The 17,629-nt window shown below is 65.2% G+C and carries 11 protein-coding genes and 2 rRNA genes; 4 read left to right on the top strand and 9 right to left on the bottom strand.

All coding sequences use genetic code 11. The features are described from left to right. Positions 1-53: 53 nt before the first annotated feature. Both ABD212_RS03925 and ABD212_RS03920 read right to left on the bottom strand, forming a co-directional pair. Positions 54-3,157: ribosomal RNA gene (locus tag ABD212_RS03925) — 23S ribosomal RNA — on the bottom strand. 418 nt (positions 3,158-3,575) lie between these two features. Next, positions 3,576-5,097: ribosomal RNA gene (locus ABD212_RS03920) — 16S ribosomal RNA — on the bottom strand. The 16S and 23S rRNA genes sit together here, the layout of an rRNA operon. Before the next feature lie 709 nt (positions 5,098-5,806). On the opposite strand from ABD212_RS03920, the gene ABD212_RS03915 reads away from it, so the two are divergent. Together ABD212_RS03915 and ABD212_RS03910 are read left to right on the top strand one after the other, a co-directional pair. Next, positions 5,807-6,298: a HEAT repeat domain-containing protein gene (locus tag ABD212_RS03915; RefSeq protein WP_344091382.1), complete on the top strand. Its 492-nt coding sequence runs from the start codon at positions 5,807-5,809 to the stop codon at positions 6,296-6,298. Between the two features lie 89 nt (positions 6,299-6,387). After that, complete coding sequence (locus tag ABD212_RS03910; protein WP_344091380.1) at positions 6,388-7,521, top strand: flavin-containing monooxygenase; 1,134 nt, start codon at positions 6,388-6,390, stop codon at positions 7,519-7,521. Positions 7,522-7,620: 99 nt separating this feature from the next. Here the strand turns inward: ABD212_RS03910 and tyrS are convergent, their stop codons facing one another. Further along, positions 7,621-8,928 (bottom strand): tyrosine--tRNA ligase, encoded by a 1,308-nt coding sequence (tyrS, locus tag ABD212_RS03905; protein WP_425561229.1) that lies wholly within the window; start codon positions 8,926-8,928, stop codon positions 7,621-7,623. A gap of 168 nt (positions 8,929-9,096) precedes the next feature. Between tyrS and ABD212_RS03900 the strand changes: the two genes are divergently transcribed. After that, on the top strand, positions 9,097-9,690 hold the full coding sequence (locus ABD212_RS03900) for a DNA-binding protein (RefSeq protein ID WP_344091378.1): 594 nt from the start codon (positions 9,097-9,099) through the stop codon (positions 9,688-9,690). 82 nt (positions 9,691-9,772) lie between these two features. Next, a complete protein-coding gene (locus tag ABD212_RS03895) occupies positions 9,773-10,369 on the top strand; it encodes a hypothetical protein (RefSeq protein WP_344091376.1) in 597 nt (198 codons plus the stop codon). Here ABD212_RS03895 and argH read toward each other — a convergent pair whose 3' ends face one another. The 6 genes from argH to ABD212_RS03865 form a co-directional block, all read right to left on the bottom strand. Continuing rightward, positions 10,370-11,800 (bottom strand): argininosuccinate lyase, encoded by a 1,431-nt coding sequence (argH, locus tag ABD212_RS03890; RefSeq protein ID WP_344091374.1) that lies wholly within the window; start codon positions 11,798-11,800, stop codon positions 10,370-10,372. A gap of 156 nt (positions 11,801-11,956) precedes the next feature. Continuing rightward, on the bottom strand, positions 11,957-12,880 hold the full coding sequence (gene argF / locus ABD212_RS03885; protein ID WP_344091372.1) for an ornithine carbamoyltransferase: 924 nt from the start codon (positions 12,878-12,880) through the stop codon (positions 11,957-11,959). Beyond that, positions 12,877-14,154, bottom strand: a complete 1,278-nt coding sequence (locus ABD212_RS03880) for an acetylornithine transaminase (protein ID WP_344091370.1) — start codon at positions 14,152-14,154, stop codon at positions 12,877-12,879. The genes argF and ABD212_RS03880 overlap by 4 nt, the downstream gene beginning before the upstream one ends. Next, positions 14,151-15,056: an acetylglutamate kinase gene (gene argB / locus ABD212_RS03875; RefSeq protein WP_344091367.1), complete on the bottom strand. Its 906-nt coding sequence runs from the start codon at positions 15,054-15,056 to the stop codon at positions 14,151-14,153. Before argB ends, ABD212_RS03880 begins: the two co-directional genes overlap by 4 nt. Next, positions 15,053-16,210, bottom strand: coding sequence for a bifunctional glutamate N-acetyltransferase/amino-acid acetyltransferase ArgJ (argJ, locus tag ABD212_RS03870; protein WP_344091365.1), 1,158 nt, complete (start codon positions 16,208-16,210; stop codon positions 15,053-15,055). The genes argB and argJ overlap by 4 nt, the downstream gene beginning before the upstream one ends. Next, on the bottom strand, positions 16,207-17,364 hold the full coding sequence (locus ABD212_RS03865; RefSeq protein ID WP_344091363.1) for an N-acetyl-gamma-glutamyl-phosphate reductase: 1,158 nt from the start codon (positions 17,362-17,364) through the stop codon (positions 16,207-16,209). Before ABD212_RS03865 ends, argJ begins: the two co-directional genes overlap by 4 nt. Between the last annotated feature and the right edge of the window lie 265 nt (positions 17,365-17,629).

Here is a 17,629-nt window from a genome sequence, read left to right as displayed (position 1 = left end):
TCTCGACCGTACATCGAGAACCACTCAGTGGACGCAAGCACCAAAAACGGTGTGTTATCAAGTCATCGGCTTATTAGTACCAGTCAGCTGCACGTGTTACCACGCTTCCACATCTGGCCTATCAACCCAGTAATCTGGCTGGGAGCCTCTCGCCCGAAGGCATGGAAGTCTCATCTTGAGGCCGGCTTCCCGCTTAGATGCTTTCAGCGGTTATCCATCCCGAACGTAGCTAATCAGCGGTGCTCCTGGCGGAACAACTGACACACCAGAGGTTCGTCCAACCCGGTCCTCTCGTACTAGGGTCAGATCCTCTCAAACTTCCTACGCGCGCAGCGGATAGGGACCGAACTGTCTCACGACGTTCTAAACCCAGCTCGCGTACCGCTTTAATGGGCGAACAGCCCAACCCTTGGGACCTACTCCAGCCCCAGGATGCGACGAGCCGACATCGAGGTGCCAAACCATGCCGTCGATATGGACTCTTGGGCAAGATCAGCCTGTTATCCCCGAGGTACCTTTTATCCGTTGAGCGACAGCGCTTCCACAAGCCACTGCCGGATCACTAGTCCCGACTTTCGTCCCTGCTCGACCTGTCAGTCTCACAGTCAAGCTCCCTTGTGCACTTACACTCGCCACCTGATTGCCAACCAGGTTGAGGGAACCTTTGGGCGCCTCCGTTACTTTTTGGGAGGCAACCGCCCCAGTTAAACTACCCACCAGGCACTGTCCCTGAACCGGATTACGGTTCTAAGTTAGATATCCAGAGTGACCAGAGTGGTATTTCAACAATGACTCCACATGAACTGGCGTCCATGCTTCAAAGTCTCCCACCTATCCTACACAAGCCACACCGAACACCAATACCAAGCTGTAGTAAAGGTCACGGGGTCTTTCCGTCCTGCTGCGCGTAACGAGCATCTTTACTCGTATTGCAATTTCGCCGAGTTCGCGGTTGAGACAGTTGGGAAGTCGTTACGCCATTCGTGCAGGTCGGAACTTACCCGACAAGGAATTTCGCTACCTTAGGATGGTTATAGTTACCACCGCCGTTTACTGGGGCTTAAATTCTCAGCTTCGCCTTGCGGCTAACCGGTCCTCTTAACCTTCCAGCACCGGGCAGGCGTCAGTCCGTATACATCGTCTTGCGACTTGGCACGGACCTGTGTTTTTAGTAAACAGTCGCTACCCACTAGTCTCTGCGGCCTCCAAACGCTTTCGGAGTAAATCCTTATACGTCGAAGGCCCCCCTTCTCCCGAAGTTACGGGGGCATTTTGCCGAGTTCCTTAACCACGATTCTCTCGATCTCCTTGGTATTCTCTACCTGACCACCTGAGTCGGTTTGGGGTACGGGCGGCTTGAACCTCGCGTCGATGCTTTTCTTGGCAGCATAGGATCACCCACTTTTCATCCGCATCGTGTCTCAGCCTGTATGAGTGACGGATTTGCCTATCACTCGGCCTACGCACTTGCACCAGGACAACCATCGCCTGGCTTGGGCTACCTTCCTGCGTCACACCTGTTAATACGCTAACCGCCTCAGCATAGGGTCGTGTGCTAGGCCCAACGCTTCACCCCGAAGGGATCCGTCAGTGGGATTCAGACACTTAGCATTACTGGATTGGTTTGGGCGGTTCTTCGCCGGTACGGGAATATCAACCCGTTGTCCATCGACTACGCCTGTCGGCCTCGCCTTAGGTCCCGACTTACCCAGGGAAGATTAGCTTGACCCTGGAACCCTTGGTCTTTCGGAGGACGTGTTTCTCACACGTCTTTCGCTACTCATGCCTGCATTCTCACTCGTGTGGCCTCCACGGCTGGTTCACACCGCCGCTTCGCTGGCCACACGACGCTCTCCTACCCATCAACACGGCTGGACCACGAAGGCCTACCAATAATGTCAATGCCACAACTTCGGTGGCGTGCTTGAGCCCCGTTACATTGTCGGCGCGGAATCACTTGACCAGTGAGCTATTACGCACTCTTTCAAGGGTGGCTGCTTCTAAGCCAACCTCCTGGTTGTCTAAGCAACTCCACATCCTTTCCCACTTAGCACGCGCTTAGGGACCTTAGTTGGTGGTCTGGGTTGTTTCCCTCTCGACTATGAAGCTTATCCCCCACAGTCTCACTGCTGCGCTCTCACTTACCGGCATTCGGAGTTTGGCTGACGTCAGTAACCTTTTGGGGCCCATCGGCCATCCAGTAGCTCTACCTCCGGCAAGAAACACGCAACGCTGCACCTAAATGCATTTCGGAGAGAACCAGCTATCACGAAGTTTGATTGGCCTTTCACCCCTATCCACAGCTCATCCCCTCAGTTTTCAACCTAAGTGGGTTCGGCCCTCCACGACGTCTTACCGTCGCTTCAGCCTGGCCATGGATAGATCACTTCGCTTCGGGTCTAGGACATGCGACTGAATCGCCCTATTCAGACTCGCTTTCGCTACGGCTACCCCACTCGGGTTAACCTCGCCACATATCGCTAACTCGCAGGCTCATTCTTCAAAAGGCACGCTGTCACCCCTACTAAGGAGGCTCCAACGGTTTGTAAGCAAACGGTTTCAGGTACTATTTCACTCCCCTCCCGGGGTACTTTTCACCTTTCCCTCACGGTACTTGTCCGCTATCGGTCATCTGGGAGTATTTAGGCTTATCAGGTGGTCCTGACAGATTCACACGGGATTTCTCGGGCCCCGTGCTACTTGGGATACTCTTCGCGTCAAGGGAGGCATTTCGACTACGGGGTTGGCACCCTCTATGACCGGCCTTTCAATGCCGTTCGTCTATACCTTCTTGTAACGCCGGCTGCTCGGCAGAGCAGCCTGAAAAGTCCCACAACCCCGAATACGCAACTCCTGCCGGATATCACACGTACTCGGTTTAGCCTGTTCCGGTTTCGCTCGCCACTACTAACGGAATCGCGGTTGCTTTCTCTTCCTGTGGGTACTGAGATGTTTCACTTCCCCACGTTCCCTCTACCCGCCCTATATATTCAGGCGGGAGTCACTGGGTCGGCACGCCGCCCAGCGGGGTTTCCCCATTCGGACACCCTCGGATCAAAGTGTGCTTATCCACTCCCCGAGGCTTATCGCAGATTGCTACGTCCTTCTTCGGCTCCAGATGCCAAGGCATCCACCGTTTGCTCTTAAAGACTTGAAATCACATGAGTTTTATCAAGAATCGGCTCGGACCGGAGTCCGACTCGAAATTGACTAATGATCTTTAAGATCATCAATATGAACCGATCAAAGATCGATTCAAAAGATGCTCGCGTCCACTGTGTAGTTCTCAAAGTACGGGCGGTACCTTCCCCGCTGCCGGCGCACGGCCGACATCAGAAAAGGTCCTGAGTTTCGTCTGCTCCGACCCGAAGGTCGAGGCATCCGGTCCCTCAGGACCCAACAGCGTGCAGTGCGAGGCGTTCGAACTCTCATCGTTCCGGCCGGCAAGCGGCGTACTGGATGAGGGATCGCTGCCCTCGCACCTTGTCAAATGTTCCACCCATGAGCTGACCAGTCGAGAACGTTCGTCTCGAGTCTGGCTCTGGAAGCTCCGAAGAGCTCCAAATGCTCCTTAGAAAGGAGGTGATCCAGCCGCACCTTCCGGTACGGCTACCTTGTTACGACTTAGTCCTAATTACCGATCCCACCTTCGACGGCTCCCTCCACAAGGGTTGGGCCACCGGCTTCAGGTGTTACCGACTTTCATGACTTGACGGGCGGTGTGTACAAGACCCGGGAACGTATTCACCGCAGCGTTGCTGATCTGCGATTACTAGCGACTCCGACTTCATGAGGTCGAGTTGCAGACCTCAATCCGAACTGGGACCGGCTTTTTGGGATTCGCTCCACCTTACGGTATTGCAGCCCTTTGTACCGGCCATTGTAGCATGCGTGAAGCCCAAGACATAAGGGGCATGATGATTTGACGTCATCCCCACCTTCCTCCGAGTTGACCCCGGCAGTATCCCATGAGTTCCCACCATTACGTGCTGGCAACATAGAACGAGGGTTGCGCTCGTTGCGGGACTTAACCCAACATCTCACGACACGAGCTGACGACAACCATGCACCACCTGTTTACGAGTGTCCAAAGAGTTCTACATTTCTGCAGCGTTCTCGTATATGTCAAGCCTTGGTAAGGTTCTTCGCGTTGCATCGAATTAATCCGCATGCTCCGCCGCTTGTGCGGGTCCCCGTCAATTCCTTTGAGTTTTAGCCTTGCGGCCGTACTCCCCAGGCGGGGAACTTAATGCGTTAGCTGCGTCACGGAATCCGTGGAATGGACCCCACAACTAGTTCCCAACGTTTACGGGGTGGACTACCAGGGTATCTAAGCCTGTTTGCTCCCCACCCTTTCGCTCCTCAGCGTCAGTTACGGCCCAGAGATCTGCCTTCGCCATCGGTGTTCCTCCTGATATCTGCGCATTCCACCGCTACACCAGGAATTCCAATCTCCCCTACCGCACTCTAGTCTGCCCGTACCCACTGCAGGCCCGAGGTTGAGCCTCGGGTTTTCACAGCAGACGCGACAAACCGCCTACGAGCTCTTTACGCCCAATAATTCCGGATAACGCTTGCACCCTACGTATTACCGCGGCTGCTGGCACGTAGTTAGCCGGTGCTTTTTCTGCAGGTACCGTCACTTTCGCTTCTTCCCTGCTAAAAGAGGTTTACAACCCGAAGGCCGTCGTCCCTCACGCGGCGTTGCTGCATCAGGCTTTCGCCCATTGTGCAATATTCCCCACTGCTGCCTCCCGTAGGAGTCTGGGCCGTGTCTCAGTCCCAGTGTGGCCGGTCACCCTCTCAGGCCGGCTACCCGTCGACGCCTTGGTGAGCCATTACCTCACCAACTAGCTGATAGGCCGCGAGCTCATCCCTGACCGAAGTTCTTTCCAGCTGCTGAAGATGCCTTCGCAGCTCGTATCCGGTATTAGACGTCGTTTCCAACGCTTATCCCAGAGTCAGGGGCAGATTGCTCACGTGTTACTCACCCGTTCGCCACTGATCCAGAGAGCAAGCTCTCTTTCACCGTTCGACTTGCATGTGTTAAGCACGCCGCCAGCGTTCATCCTGAGCCAGGATCAAACTCTCCGTAAAAGAATTTTGCTGCGACAAGACCGGAATAGGTCGCGCCGAGCGAGTTTGATCTGACGATCGGATGTCATTGCTGACATCTCGTTTAATCTCAAAAGAATCTCATCGATCAGACAAGCTGACCGCGAGGTTTTTTGGCATTTGACAAGTGCACGCTGTTGAGTTCTCAAGGATCGGATGCTCCTGCGGCTCGGCCTCTCGGCTTCCCCTTCAGGGCAACTTCTCTATCTTATTCTTCGTCTTCGGCTTGTCAAATCGGCGTGATTCGAAATGAATTCGAATGGTGCCGGCGACAGCGTCTCACGAAGAGAGATCCGATGGCCCACGCTCTGACTCCGTCAGTTGGCGGGACAACTTCTCTATCTTATCCCTCCCGCTCTGCTTGTCAAATCGGCTGACCGGGACTGTTTCAGCGTCTCCGGCAGCACTCAACGACAGCTTCGAGGAGTGGGAACCTCCATCGTAGACCCAAGGGTCTGCGCCCTCAATGAGAGAGACGAGATGGGGGGTGGTTCTCCGCTTGAGGGGGGTGAGGCTCTCGGCCTCTCCGCTTCCCTGTGGGGCGAACAGGTAATAAGTTACGTGGCTTGCGGGGATCGGGCAAATCGGGGCTGCACCCCGGGCGTGTCGTCGCGTCGTGCCGCGGAATTCCGGGGTTCTCGCGGCGCAGCGACTCTGGCGCGGGCGCGGCGTGCGGCGTAGTGTCCCGCGTATGGGCGAACCCGTTCACCCGGCGACTCCCGGTGCCCTGCCCAAGGACCTGGCGGCGCAGGCGGTGGAGCTGTTCGGGCGCGAGCACGTCGTGCTGTGGTGCGAGGGGCTCCTGGCCGGCCGGACTCAGGCCGGCGACCCCGGGTGGCCCGATATCGCGTGGCTTGGCGGCACGACCGGATGGGCGGACTACTGGGGCCGGGTGTGGGGCGCGCGGGGGCTGCTGCACGTCGGGCCGCCGGCGCATCCGGCGATGCTGCTGCGGGCGCTCTCGGACGACTCGTGGCGCGTCCGCGAGATGAGCCTCAAGGTGATCCGGCGGCACGGGATCGACGACCCCGACGGGATCATCGACCGCCTCGTCGACGACCCGGTCGAGCGGGTCCGCGTGCAGGCATGGACGACGCTCGGCTGGAATCCCGACGCCCACGACGCGGCGTACCCCGAGACCGGGGAGATCGGGATGATGGGCGGCGAGCCCTCCCGGCCGTGACTCCGCCCCGGCGGGCCCTCATCCCACGGTGCCGGAGTCGGCTGGACGTCGGCGCTCGCCGCGATTACCGTGACGCCGGAGGTGGTGCCGTGGATGCCGAGGTGCTCGTGGTCGGGGCTGGACCCGCCGGCCTCGCCACGGCGGCCTGCCTGCAGCGGAAGGGCATCGACGCGCTGATTCTGGACCGCGGCGCGGACGTGGGCGACACCTGGCGGTCACGCTACGACCGGCTGCACCTGCACACTCCGCGGATTCAGTCGGCGCTCCCGGGCCTGAGGATGCCCGCGGAGTACGGGCGGTGGGTGTCGAAGGACGACGTGGCCGACTACCTCCGGCGCTACGCGCGGCATCACGCGATCCTGCCTCGATTCCGCTCGGAGGTGCGTCGGCTCGAGCGGCACGGCGGCCACTGGACCGCGCTCACCGACGGCGGTGAGGTCTCGGCCCGGCTGGTCGTCCTCGCCACCGGCTACGCCAACTCCGCCCTCCGGCCGGCGTGGCCCGGGCAGGAGACATTCGGCGGCGACATCCTCCACGCTTCGGAGTACCGGACGGCGACGCCTTACGTCGGCAGGAACGTTCTGGTGGTGGGCGCTGGGAACTCCGGCGCGGAGATCGCCGCCGACCTCGCGGCGGGTGGTGCGGGAACGGTGCACCTGTCGGTGCGGACGCCACCCAACGTCATCCCGCGACAACTCGGCCCCCTGCCCACGACGCTGGTCGCCATCCCCATGGACTACTCCCCTGCTTGGCTGGTCGACCCCGTCAATCGGCTCCTGCAGCGGTGGACCCTCGGCGATCTCACGCGCTACGGCCTTCCCGCGCCTCGCGCCGGACTGGTCGCTCAAGCGCGGGCCACCGGCCTGACACCGACGATCGATGTCGGAATGGTCGCGTCGCTGCGCGCCGGCCGCGTGATGCCGGTCGCCGCGGTCGAGCGATTCGACGGTGGCGAGGTGGTTCTGGTCGACGGCAGTCGCCTGACCCCGGATGCCGTGATTGCCGCGACGGGATACAGCACCGGCCTGGCGCCCATGGTCGGGCACCTCGGCGTCCTCGACCATCGCGGACACCCCCTCGTCACGGGTGTCCGTACGCTGCCGTCGGCTCCCGGTCTGCGGTTCATGGGCCTCTCGTTCCCTCTGAAGGGCCAGCTGTTGCAGATCAATCTGGACGCGCGAGCCGTCGCGCGCGTCGTCGCTGCAGAGCTGCGCAACTCTTAGCGAGCGCCGGAGGTCTTCACGGCGCCGGGATCGGCGTCGCACCGGCGCCTATCTCTCGCTCAGCCGCTGTGGCCGGCCCCAAGCGACACCGCGGGTCGCCTACGCCTCGGCAACGAAGACACCGGCGAGCGTCTTCTTGCCACGGCGAAGCACCGATACGCCCCCAGGAAGGCTGCCACCCACGACGGCGTCGTCGTCCTCGACCTTCGCACCGTCCAGGGATACGCCGCCCTGCGCGATCGCGCGACGAGCCTCGCTGAGGCTCGTCACCAACCCGGTGTCCACGAGGGCCTGGATCACCGGGGTCCCCGACGCCACCGTCGCGTTCGGCAGCTCTTCCAGCGCCTGGCCGAGGGTCTGGGCGTCGATGGCCGACAGATCACCCTGGCCGAAGAGCGCCTCGGACGCGGCGATCACCGCCGTCGCGGCATCCGGCCCGTGGACGAAGGTCGTGACCTCGAGCGCGAGACGCTTCTGCGCCGCACGACGGAATGGCTCGTCCCCGACGAGGCGCTCGTAGTCCTCGATCTCGGAGCGAGTGAGGAACGTGAAGATCTTCAGGCGCGAGATCACGTCGCCGTCGTCGGTGTTGAGCCAGAACTGGTACATCCGGTAGGGGCTGCACATCGCAGGGTCCAGCCAGATGGCGTTGCCCTCGCTCTTGCCGAACTTGGTGCCGTCGCTGTTCGTGATGAGCGGCGTCCCGATCGCGTGGACCGGCGCATGCTCGACGTAGTGGATGAGATCCACGCCGCTCGTGAGGTTGCCCCACTGGTCGGATCCGCCGGTCTGCAGCACGCAGTCGTAGCTGCGGAAGAGCTCCAGGTAGTCGAGGCCCTGCAGGATCTGGTAGCTGAACTCGGTGTAGCTGATGCCCGCTTCGGAGTTCAGGCGAGCGGCGACCGCATCCTTCTTGAGCATCGTGCCGACCCGGTAGTGCTTGCCGATCTCGCGCAGGAAGTCGATGGCGCTCAGCGGCGCGGTCCAGTCGAGGTTGTTGACGATCCGGGCGGCACTGTCGCCTTCGAAGCTCAGGAACCGCTCCACCTGCGAGCGCAGGTAGCCGACCCATTCGCTCACGGTCTCTTTCGTGTTGAGGGTGCGTTCCGCGCTGGGTCGCGGATCGCCGATCAGTCCGGTCGAGCCGCCGACCAGTCCGAGCGGCCTGTGTCCGGCGAGCTGCAGCCGCCGCATGAGCAGAAGCTGCACGAGGTTGCCCAGATGGAGGCTCGGCGCGGTCGGATCGAACCCGCAGTAGTAGGTGATCGGCGGTCCGGCGAACAGCGCCCGCAGCGCCTCCTGATCCGTCGACACCTGCACGAATCCGCGCCACACGATCTCATCCCACACGTTATCGAATGCGGGGTCGTTGGCGGGGGCGGTCGCGCTCACGAGGGGGGCCTGCACGCGTGCCAGATTATCAGCGGGTTCGGGATGCCTCTGCCCGGGGGCGGGCGGCCCAGCGCATTAGCTCACGAGCTTAACTAATGGTGAATTAAGTTCCAGGGCATCATCGGTTCAATTCCTCATGCTAAACTCTGATGGAGTTAGTCTAGTAGCTAAAGGGAGCGATCCATGTTCGTCATCACCGCGGACCAGCGCGACAGCCGCTCCGGGGACGACCTGGTGCCGGCCGCGATCGATGACGTGGCGCGGATCACGGGCCCGCATGCGACCTCGGTCGCGGAGCGCACGGCGGGCGACGAGCTGCAGGTCGCCGATCGCGACCCCGCTGCGGTGCTCTCGATCGCCCTCCATCTGACACGACTCGGTTCGTGGAGCGTCGGCGTCGGGATCGGGGATGTCGAGACGCCACTCCCCGCGAGCGTGCGGGCCGGCCGCGGCGAGGCATTCATCCATGCACGCGAGGCGGTCGAGCGCGCGAAGCGCGCAACGACCCGATTCGCCGTGACCGGCGACGGCGAGGCGCCGTCGGACGCCGAGGCGCTGATCCGTCTGCTCGTCGAGCTGCGGGATCGGCGCAGCACCGAGGGGTGGGAAGTGCACGACTTGCTCGCGGACGGGCTCAGCCAGCGTGACGCGGCACGGCGCTTGGGGATCAGCGAAGGTGCTGTGAGCCTTCGCGCCAAGGTCGCCGCACTGCGCGCCGAGGAGTCCGCCGTGCCCGCCCTGGTTCGCATGCTCGATCGTGCGGACCGCGTTCCGTAGGAGCCGAAGCTCGGTCGCGATGGCTGTCGGAGACCCGCGCGCCCACGCCAGGGGCGTCGGGGGCGCGTGCGAGACTGACCGCATGGTCATCCCCGACGCGCTGGTCGCCGGCATCCTGTCGATCTTCCTGTTCCTCGCCCTGTGCGGGGCGCTCGCGCTCGTGGTCGTGAGCCTGCGGAAGCCCACCGACATCCCGCTGCTCGTCGCGGGCGGACTCGTCGTGCTGTGTCTGCTCGTCGTCGTCGTGTCGCCCGTGAACGTCCCCGTGATCGTCGGGCTCGGGATCACGCTTCTCGGCGTCACGCTCGCCGTGCTCGGCGGCAACCCGGTCACGCGTCGCATTCTGACGATCGCCACCCACGGCCGGGTGCCGGACGGCGACAACGGCGGCATCCTGCTGCAGACGGCATCCGCAAGCGAAGCCCCGTCGGCGGCCACGCCGGTGCACGAGGTGCTGCGCGGCGGAGCGACGATCGGCTACCTCGAACGGCTGAGCGTCGCCGTGGCGATCGTCGCCGGCTTCCCCGAGGCGATCGCCGTAGTGGTCGCGGTCAAGGGCATCGGCCGATTCTCGGAGCTGGCCGAAGCCGAAGCCCGCGAGCGCTTCATCATCGGCACGCTCGCGAGCCTGCTGTGGGCGTGCATCGTGGGCGGGCTCATCCGCCTCGCGATCTGGTAGCTAGAGCCCCAGTGCGTGCACCGCCGCCTGCGACCGTGCGATGAGCTCGGCCCGCTGCTCGGCGACGCGCACCGGCGCGGTACCGCCCACGCCGTCCCGGCTCGCGACCGAGCCCTCGATCGTCAGCACCTCGCGAACGGCGGGCGTGAGGTGCGGCGACACGTCGGCCAGCATGGCGTCGGTGACCTCGTCGAGCTCGATGCCCTCGGACTCGCACCGGCGCACCAGCTGCCCCGAGATCTCATGAGCGTCGCGGAACGGGATGCCGCGCCTCACGAGCCACTCGGCGACATCCGTCGCGAGCGAGAACCCCTGCGGGGCGAGCTCGGCCATACGCGCCGTGTCGAGGCGCATCGTCGCGATCATGCCGGCGAAGGCCGGAAGGACGATCTCGAGGGTCGAGACCGAATCGAACGCCGGCTCCTTGTCCTCCTGCAGATCGCGGTTGTACGCGATGGGGAGTCCCTTCAGCGTGGTCAGCAGTCCCGCAAGGTTGCCCACGAGCCTTCCGGCTTTGCCGCGGGCGAGCTCCGCGATGTCGGGGTTCTTCTTCTGCGGCATGATGCTCGAGCCGGTCGAGTAGCCGTCGTCGAGCGTCACGAAGGCGAACTCGCGGGTATTCCAGAGGATGACGTCCTCGGCGAACCGAGACAGGTCGATGCCGATCTGGGCCGCGATGTAGGCGAACTCGGCCACCACGTCCCGCGCCGAGGTGCCGTCGAGCGAGTTCTCGGCGGGGCGATCGAGACCGAGCTCGGCGGCGATGAGCTGCGGATCCAGGCCCAGCGTCGAGCCGGCGAGGGCTCCCCCGCCGTATGGCGAGACCGCGGCGCGAGCCGTCCAGTCGCGAAGCCGCTCGAGGTCGCGGACGAGCGGCCAGCCGTGCGCCTGCAGGTGGTGCGCGAGCAGGATCGGCTGCGCATGCTGCAGATGGGTGCGTCCGGGCATGATCGCGTCCGGGTGGGCCTCGGCCTGCGCCACGATCGCGTCGATGAGACGCAGGATGTCGCGGGCGATCGTGCGCGAATGATCCAGCAGGTACATCCGCACGAGAGTGGCGATCTGGTCGTTGCGACTGCGGCCGGCGCGCAGCTTGCCGCCGACCTCCGACCCGACGGCCCGGATCAGCGCCTGCTCGAGCGCACCGTGGACGTCCTCGTCGGCGGGATCCGGCTGGAGGGTGCCGTCGGTGATGCCGCGGGCGAGCTCGTCCAGCCCGGCGTGCATGGCGCTCTCCTCGTCCGAGGTCAGGTATCCCGCGGCGGCAAGCGCTTTCGCGTGAGCGTGGGATCCCGCGATGTCGTAGAGCGCGAGCGCCCAGTCGAAGTGCGTCGAGCGGCTCAGCGTGGCAAGCTCGGGCGAGGGTCCGGTCGCGAAGCGGGCCCCCCAGAGGGCGCCGTCGTTGGTCCCGTCGGACTTGCCTGTGCTCACCGCTCCACCCTACCGACGACCCTCGACCGTGCCCGCACCCGGCCGACGCGCCGGAACACCGGGCCGGTCGCCAAGCGCTCGCCGAGGTACGTGCGTTCCGTCTCGCCGGAATCGGTGGACGGCCGGGACCGCTCGGTCCCGCTCACCCGCTGGCGCTCACGCCTGGCGGAGCAGCCACACCAGCAGCGCCTTCTGGGCGTGGAGCCGGTTCTCGGCCTCGTCCCATACGACGCTCTGCGGACCATCGATGATCTCGGCCTCGACCTCGTAGCCGCGGTCGGCGGGCAGGCAGTGGATGAAGATCGCCTCGGGTTTCGCGAGCGACATGAGGTCACGCGTCACCTTGTAGGCGCCGAGGTCGCGCAATCGCGCGAGCTTCTCCTCCTCCTTGCCCATCGACACCCAGGTGTCGGTGACGATCACGTCCGCGCCCGCCGCCGCCTCGTTGGGGTCCGTATAGAGCGTGACCGAGCCGCCGGTCTCGGCGGCTCTGCGGTCGGCGGCCGCGATGACGTCGTCGCGCGGGGCGTAGTCCTCGGGCGAGGCGACCCGCACGTGCATGCCCGCGGTGACGCAGGCGAGCACGTAGGAGTGCGACATGTTCGACATCCCGTCCCCGAAGAAGGCGAGGGTCAGACCGGCGAGCTCTCCCTTGTGCTCGCGGATCGTGAGCAGGTCGGCGAGCAGCTGACACGGGTGGAAGTCGTCGCTCAACGCGTTGACGACGGGCACGCGGGTGCCCGCCGCCATCTCTTCGAGCCCCGCCTGGGCGTAGGTGCGCCACACGATCGCGGCGACCTGGCGCTCGAGGACGCGCGCCGTGTCGGCGGGGGTCTCCTTGCCGCCCAGCTGGCTGTTCGCGGTCGAGATGATCAACGGCGAGCCCCCGAGGTCGGCGATGCCGACCGCGAACGAGACGCGGGTCCGGGTGGACGACTTGTCGAAGATCACCGCCACCGTCTGGGGCCCGGCGAGGGGCGTGAGCTTCCAGCGGTCCTTCTTGAGCTCGATGGCGAGGTCGATGATCTCGGTCTGCTCTTCGCGGGTCAGATCGTCGTCGCGCAGCAGGTGGCGGGTCATCTCGACTCCCCGCGGTCGCTCGATGCGGCGGATGCCGAGACCTCCATGTCGTGGGCATCCGCACTCGGCAGCGACGGAGCATCGTCGAGCATGAGCGCGTGCTCGACGGTGTGCAACGCCGCGGTGAACAGGGCGACGAACTCGTCGATCTCGACGTCGCCGATGTTCAGGGCGGGGACGAGCCGGATCGTCTCGTCGTTCGGGGCGTTGATGACGAGGCCGTGCTCCTGCGCGGCTGCGACGACGGCCTTCGCGACCGGATGCCGCAGCCCTACGCCGATCAGAAGGCCCTTGCCGCGGCATCCATCGACCAGCGTCGTGTCGATCGCGGCGATCGCGTCGCGCAGCTGCCGGCCGCGCTCGGCGGCGTTGCGCACCAGGTCCTCGTGCTCGATCTCGGCGAGCACGGCGCTCGCCACCGCCGTGCCGAGCGCGTTGCCGCCGAAGGTCGAGCCGTGGGTGCCCGGGTAGAACAGCTCGCTCGCGCTGCCGAACGTGATGAGCGCCCCGATCGGGAAGCCGCCGCCGATGCCCTTGGCGACCGTGATCGCGTCGGGCGTGATGCCCGCGTGCTGGAAGGCGAACCACTCGCCGGTGCGGCCCGCGCCCGTCTGGATCTCATCGATGATCAGCAGCGTCCCGTGCTTCTCGGTGAGCTCCCGCGCGGCCTCGAGGTACCCGTCCGCGAGGTCGATGACACCGGCTTCGCCCTTGATCGGCTCGACGAACAGCGCGGCGACACCGTCGTCGAGTGCGGCCTCGAGCGCCTCGACCGTCGAGCCGATGAACTCGACGCCGGGGGTCATCGGCAGGAAGGGCTCCTGCATGTACGGCTTGCCGGTGAGCGCGAGCGTGCCCATCGTGCGGCCGTGGAAGGCGTCGGTCAGCGCGAGGATCCGCGGCCGCTCGGCACCACCGTGCAGCCGGGCGAGCTTGAACGCCGCCTCGTTGGCCTCGGCGCCCGAGTTGCCGAAGTACACGCGGCCGCCGTCTCCGGTGCCGGCAAGACGCTTCAGCCGCGCGGCGAGCTCGAGCTGCGGCAGCGTGGCGAAGTAGTTCGAGACATGTGCGAGCGTCGCGGCCTGTGACGCGATCGCCTCGACGAACGCCGGGTGGGCGTGCCCCAGGGAGTCGACCGCGATCCCGGCGAGGAAATCGAGATAGCGCTTTCCGTCGGCATCCCAGAGATAGGCACCCTCGCCGCGGACGAACAACGCCATCCGCTCACCGAAGCTGCGGACGAGATCGCGCCCTGCGTCTTCCTGCCAGCTCATCCGAGCACCACCTCTGTTCCGATTCCCTTGCTTGTGAAGATCTCGACGAGCACCGAATGCGGCACCCGTCCGTCGATGATCGCGGCGGTCTCGACGCCGCCCTCGACCGCCTCCAGGCACGCCTGCATCTTCGGGATCATGCCGGACTCGAGCTGCGGCAGCATCGCGCGCAGCTCGGTCGAGGTCAAGTGCGACACGAGAGAGTCGCGGTTCGGCCAGTCGGCGTACAGCCCCGGCACGTCGGTGAGGACCACGAGCTTCGCGGCGCCGAGCGCGACGGCCAGAGCGGATGCCGCGGCATCCGCGTTCACGTTCAGGGAATGTCCGGGGTGGTCGAGGTCGGGAGCGATGCTCGAGACGACGGGGATCCGGCCGGCCGCGAGCTGATCGAGCACCGGCTGCGGATCGACCGTGACGACGTCGCCGACCCGGCCGAGGTCGTGCTCGACGCCGTCGAGCACCACACCGCGCCGTCGACCGCCGAACAGGCCGGCGTCCTCGCCGCTCAGTCCTGCGGCATGGGGTCCGTAGGCGTTGATCTTGCCGACCAGCTGAGGGTTGATCTGACCGGTGAGCACCATCCGCACCACCCCGATCGCCTCCGTGCTCGTGACGCGGTAGCCGCCCTTGAACTCGCTCGGAATGTCGAGGCGATCCAGCATCGAGGAGATCTGCGGGCCGCCGCCGTGCACGACGACGGGCTTGACCCCGACGTAGCGCAGATAGGCGATGTCTGCGGCGAAGGCATCCTGCAGTTCCTCGGACACCATGGCGTTGCCGCCGTACTTGATCACGATGATCTGCTCGCCGAATCGGCGGAGCCACGGCAGCGACTCGATGAGGGTGGCGGCCTTCGCGCTCGCCTCGCTCGGATCGGTGTCCTGGATGTCGATGTCGCTCATGACGCGTAGGCGCTGTTCTCGTGGACGTAGTCGTGGGTCAGATCATTCGTGAGGATCGTCGCCGTGGCTGCGCCGGACTTGAGATCGATGACCAGGTCGGTGGCGCGCGGCGTCAGGTCGACCTCTTCGCGAGGACGATCGGGACCGCCCGCGCTGCAGACCCGCACGCCGTTCATCCACACGTCGACGTCGTACGGATCGAACGCCGCGTGGGTCGTGCCGATCGCGGCGAGCACGCGGCCCCAGTTCGGGTCGTTGCCGAAGATCGCGGCCTTGAAGAGGTTGTTGCGCGCGACGGAGCGGCCGACCTCGACGGCATCCTCCTCGGATGCCGCGTTGCGCACCTCGATGGTGATGTCATGGCTCGCGCCCTCGGCGTCGCCCTGGAGCTGCCGGGCGAGGTCCAGGCACACCGCGGCGAGAGCGGCCGCAAAGGCAGCGGGTGCGGGCTGCACGCCGCTCGCACCGTTCGCCATGAGTGTGACCTGGTCGTTCGTCGACATGCAGCCGTCGGAGTCGAGGCGGTCGAAGCTCATGCGGGTCGCGGCGCGCAGCGCCCCGTCCGCCTGGGCGGCGTCCACGACGGCGTCGGTCGTGATCACCACGAGCATCGTCGCGAGGCCGGGCGCCAGCATCCCGGCCCCCTTCGCCATGCCGCCGATGGTCCAGCCGTCGCGGCTGACGGTGGAGCGCTTCGGCTTCGAATCGGTCGTCATGATGGCGAGGGATGCCGCGTCGCCGCCGTCCGGGCTGAGTGCCGCGACGCCCTGCTCGACGCCGTCGAGCACCCGGCCGCGGAACACCTCGTCGCCGGTGCCGATGAGACCTGTCGAGCAGATCAGGATGTCGCCCGCACTCGCGCCGAGCAGCGCGGCGGCCTTCTCCGCGGTCTGGTGCGTCGTCTGGAAGCCGAACGACCCGGTGAAGCAGTTCGCTCCGCCGGAGTTGAGCACGATCGCCTCGACGACTCCGTCCCGGATGACGCGCTCCGACCAGATGATCGGGTTGGCCTTCGCGCGGTTCGACGTGAACACGGCGGCCCCGACCTTGAGAGGTCCGCGGTTGACGACAACGGCGACGTCGGGCTCGCCGGTCGACTTGAGGCCCACGGCGACTCCGGCCGCGTCGAATCCGTCGGCTGCAGTGACGCTCACGGGGCGACTCCGTTGATGGTCAGGGCGCGGCCTTCAGGAAGGCCCAGCGCGATGTTCATGGACTGGATGGCGGCGCCCGCCGTGCCCTTGACGAGATTGTCGACGGCGGCGACGACGACCACCCGGTTGGCGGCGCGATCGATGGCGAGTCCCAGGAGCGCCGTATTGGCCCCGAGCACGTCTGCGGTGCGCGGGAACTCGCCTTGGGGAAGCAGCTGCACGAACATCTCGTCGCCGTACGCGGACTCCCAGGCGCCGCGGATGTCGTCATCCGTCACTCCCGCCGTGATCGGCGCGGTCGAGGTCGCCAGGATGCCGCGTGCCATGGGCACGATGACGGGGGTGAACGAGATGCGGATGCCTTCATCGGCGCCGCGGGACGCGTCGACGCCGGTCGATGACGGGATCCGACCATCGGGGTCCGCCACCGAATTCGGAGTGCCGGCCGGGGCGGCCCCGAGATCCGTGCCGATCCCCGAATTGCGGGCTGCGGCGAGCGCCTGCCGGATCTCGGGGATGTGCCGATGCGTGCCGCCGACGGAATACGGGTTCGCGGTGCCCAGGATCTCGCTCGCGAGCAGGTTCGCCCTGAGACTCTTGCCGGCACCCGACGGCCCCACTGCGAGAACACTCACGACGTCGGACGGGTCGATCACCCCCGTGGCCACCCCGGGCGCGAGGCTCAGGCTCACGGTCGAGGCGTTGCAGCCGGGGGCGGCGATCCGTGTCGCGGCCACGAGCCGCTCGCGCTGCTTCGCGCCCCCGACCACGAGTTCGGGAACCCCGTATGTCCAGGGGTCGTGGAAGTCGCCGCCGTAGAACCGGTCCCAGTCCGCGATGGACTCGAGACGGTGATCGGCCCCCGCGTCGATCACGAGCGGCGTGTCGAGAAGCGCGTCGGTGTACTGCCCGGACTGGCCATGAGGCAGCGCGAGGAACACGATGTCATGGCCCGCGAGAACGTCGGGGGTCGTCTCCTGCAGCGTGAGGTGCGCGAGCGAGCGAAGGTGCGGCTGATGCTGGATGAGGGGCTGTCCCGCGTTCGAGTGTGCGGTGACAGTGCGGATCTCGACGTCGGGATGTGCGGCGAGGATCCGGAGGATCTCGCCGCCCGCATAACCGGATGCGCCGGAGACGGCGACCGAATATGTCATGGGTTCCACCTTAGAGTCTGGACTGTCTCGTCGATCGCCGAGGCTCGGCGGACGAAGGGCCATAAGCGGCGACGCCCTCGGCTCCCCTTCTCAGAAGGTGCGCAGGGGGTCGCCTACAGTCGGCGGAGGTCCAGACGTCGGCGCGCGGGAGCGAGGCTCGGAGCGAGCATCGCGGATCCCTGGGTCGCCGAAGGCATGGGCCGACGATAGCGGCCGGATTGCGGCATCCGCAAATCGAGGCGCTCGCTTCCGCGGATCGACGCGA

This window comes from Microbacterium deminutum (genome assembly GCF_039530205.1).
GTDB lineage: Bacteria > Actinomycetota > Actinomycetes > Actinomycetales > Microbacteriaceae > Microbacterium > Microbacterium deminutum.
Note: the sequence above shows the minus strand (reverse complement) of the source record. Positions and strands in the feature narration are given on the sequence as shown.

Excerpts from the sequence above, each read along its gene's own strand:
- ABD212_RS03915 (WP_344091382.1), top strand. The coding sequence starts at position 5,807 with ATGGGCGAACCCGTTCACCCGGCGACTCCCGGTGCCCTGCCCAAGGAC.
- ABD212_RS03900 (WP_344091378.1), top strand. The coding sequence starts at position 9,097 with ATGTTCGTCATCACCGCGGACCAGCGCGACAGCCGCTCCGGGGACGAC.
- ABD212_RS03895 (WP_344091376.1), top strand. The coding sequence starts at position 9,773 with ATGGTCATCCCCGACGCGCTGGTCGCCGGCATCCTGTCGATCTTCCTG.
- argF (WP_344091372.1), bottom strand. The coding sequence starts at position 12,880 with ATGACCCGCCACCTGCTGCGCGACGACGATCTGACCCGCGAAGAGCAG.
- ABD212_RS03880 (WP_344091370.1), bottom strand. The coding sequence starts at position 14,154 with ATGAGCTGGCAGGAAGACGCAGGGCGCGATCTCGTCCGCAGCTTCGGT.
- argB (WP_344091367.1), bottom strand. The coding sequence starts at position 15,056 with ATGAGCGACATCGACATCCAGGACACCGATCCGAGCGAGGCGAGCGCG.
- ABD212_RS03865 (WP_344091363.1), bottom strand. The coding sequence starts at position 17,364 with ATGACATATTCGGTCGCCGTCTCCGGCGCATCCGGTTATGCGGGCGGC.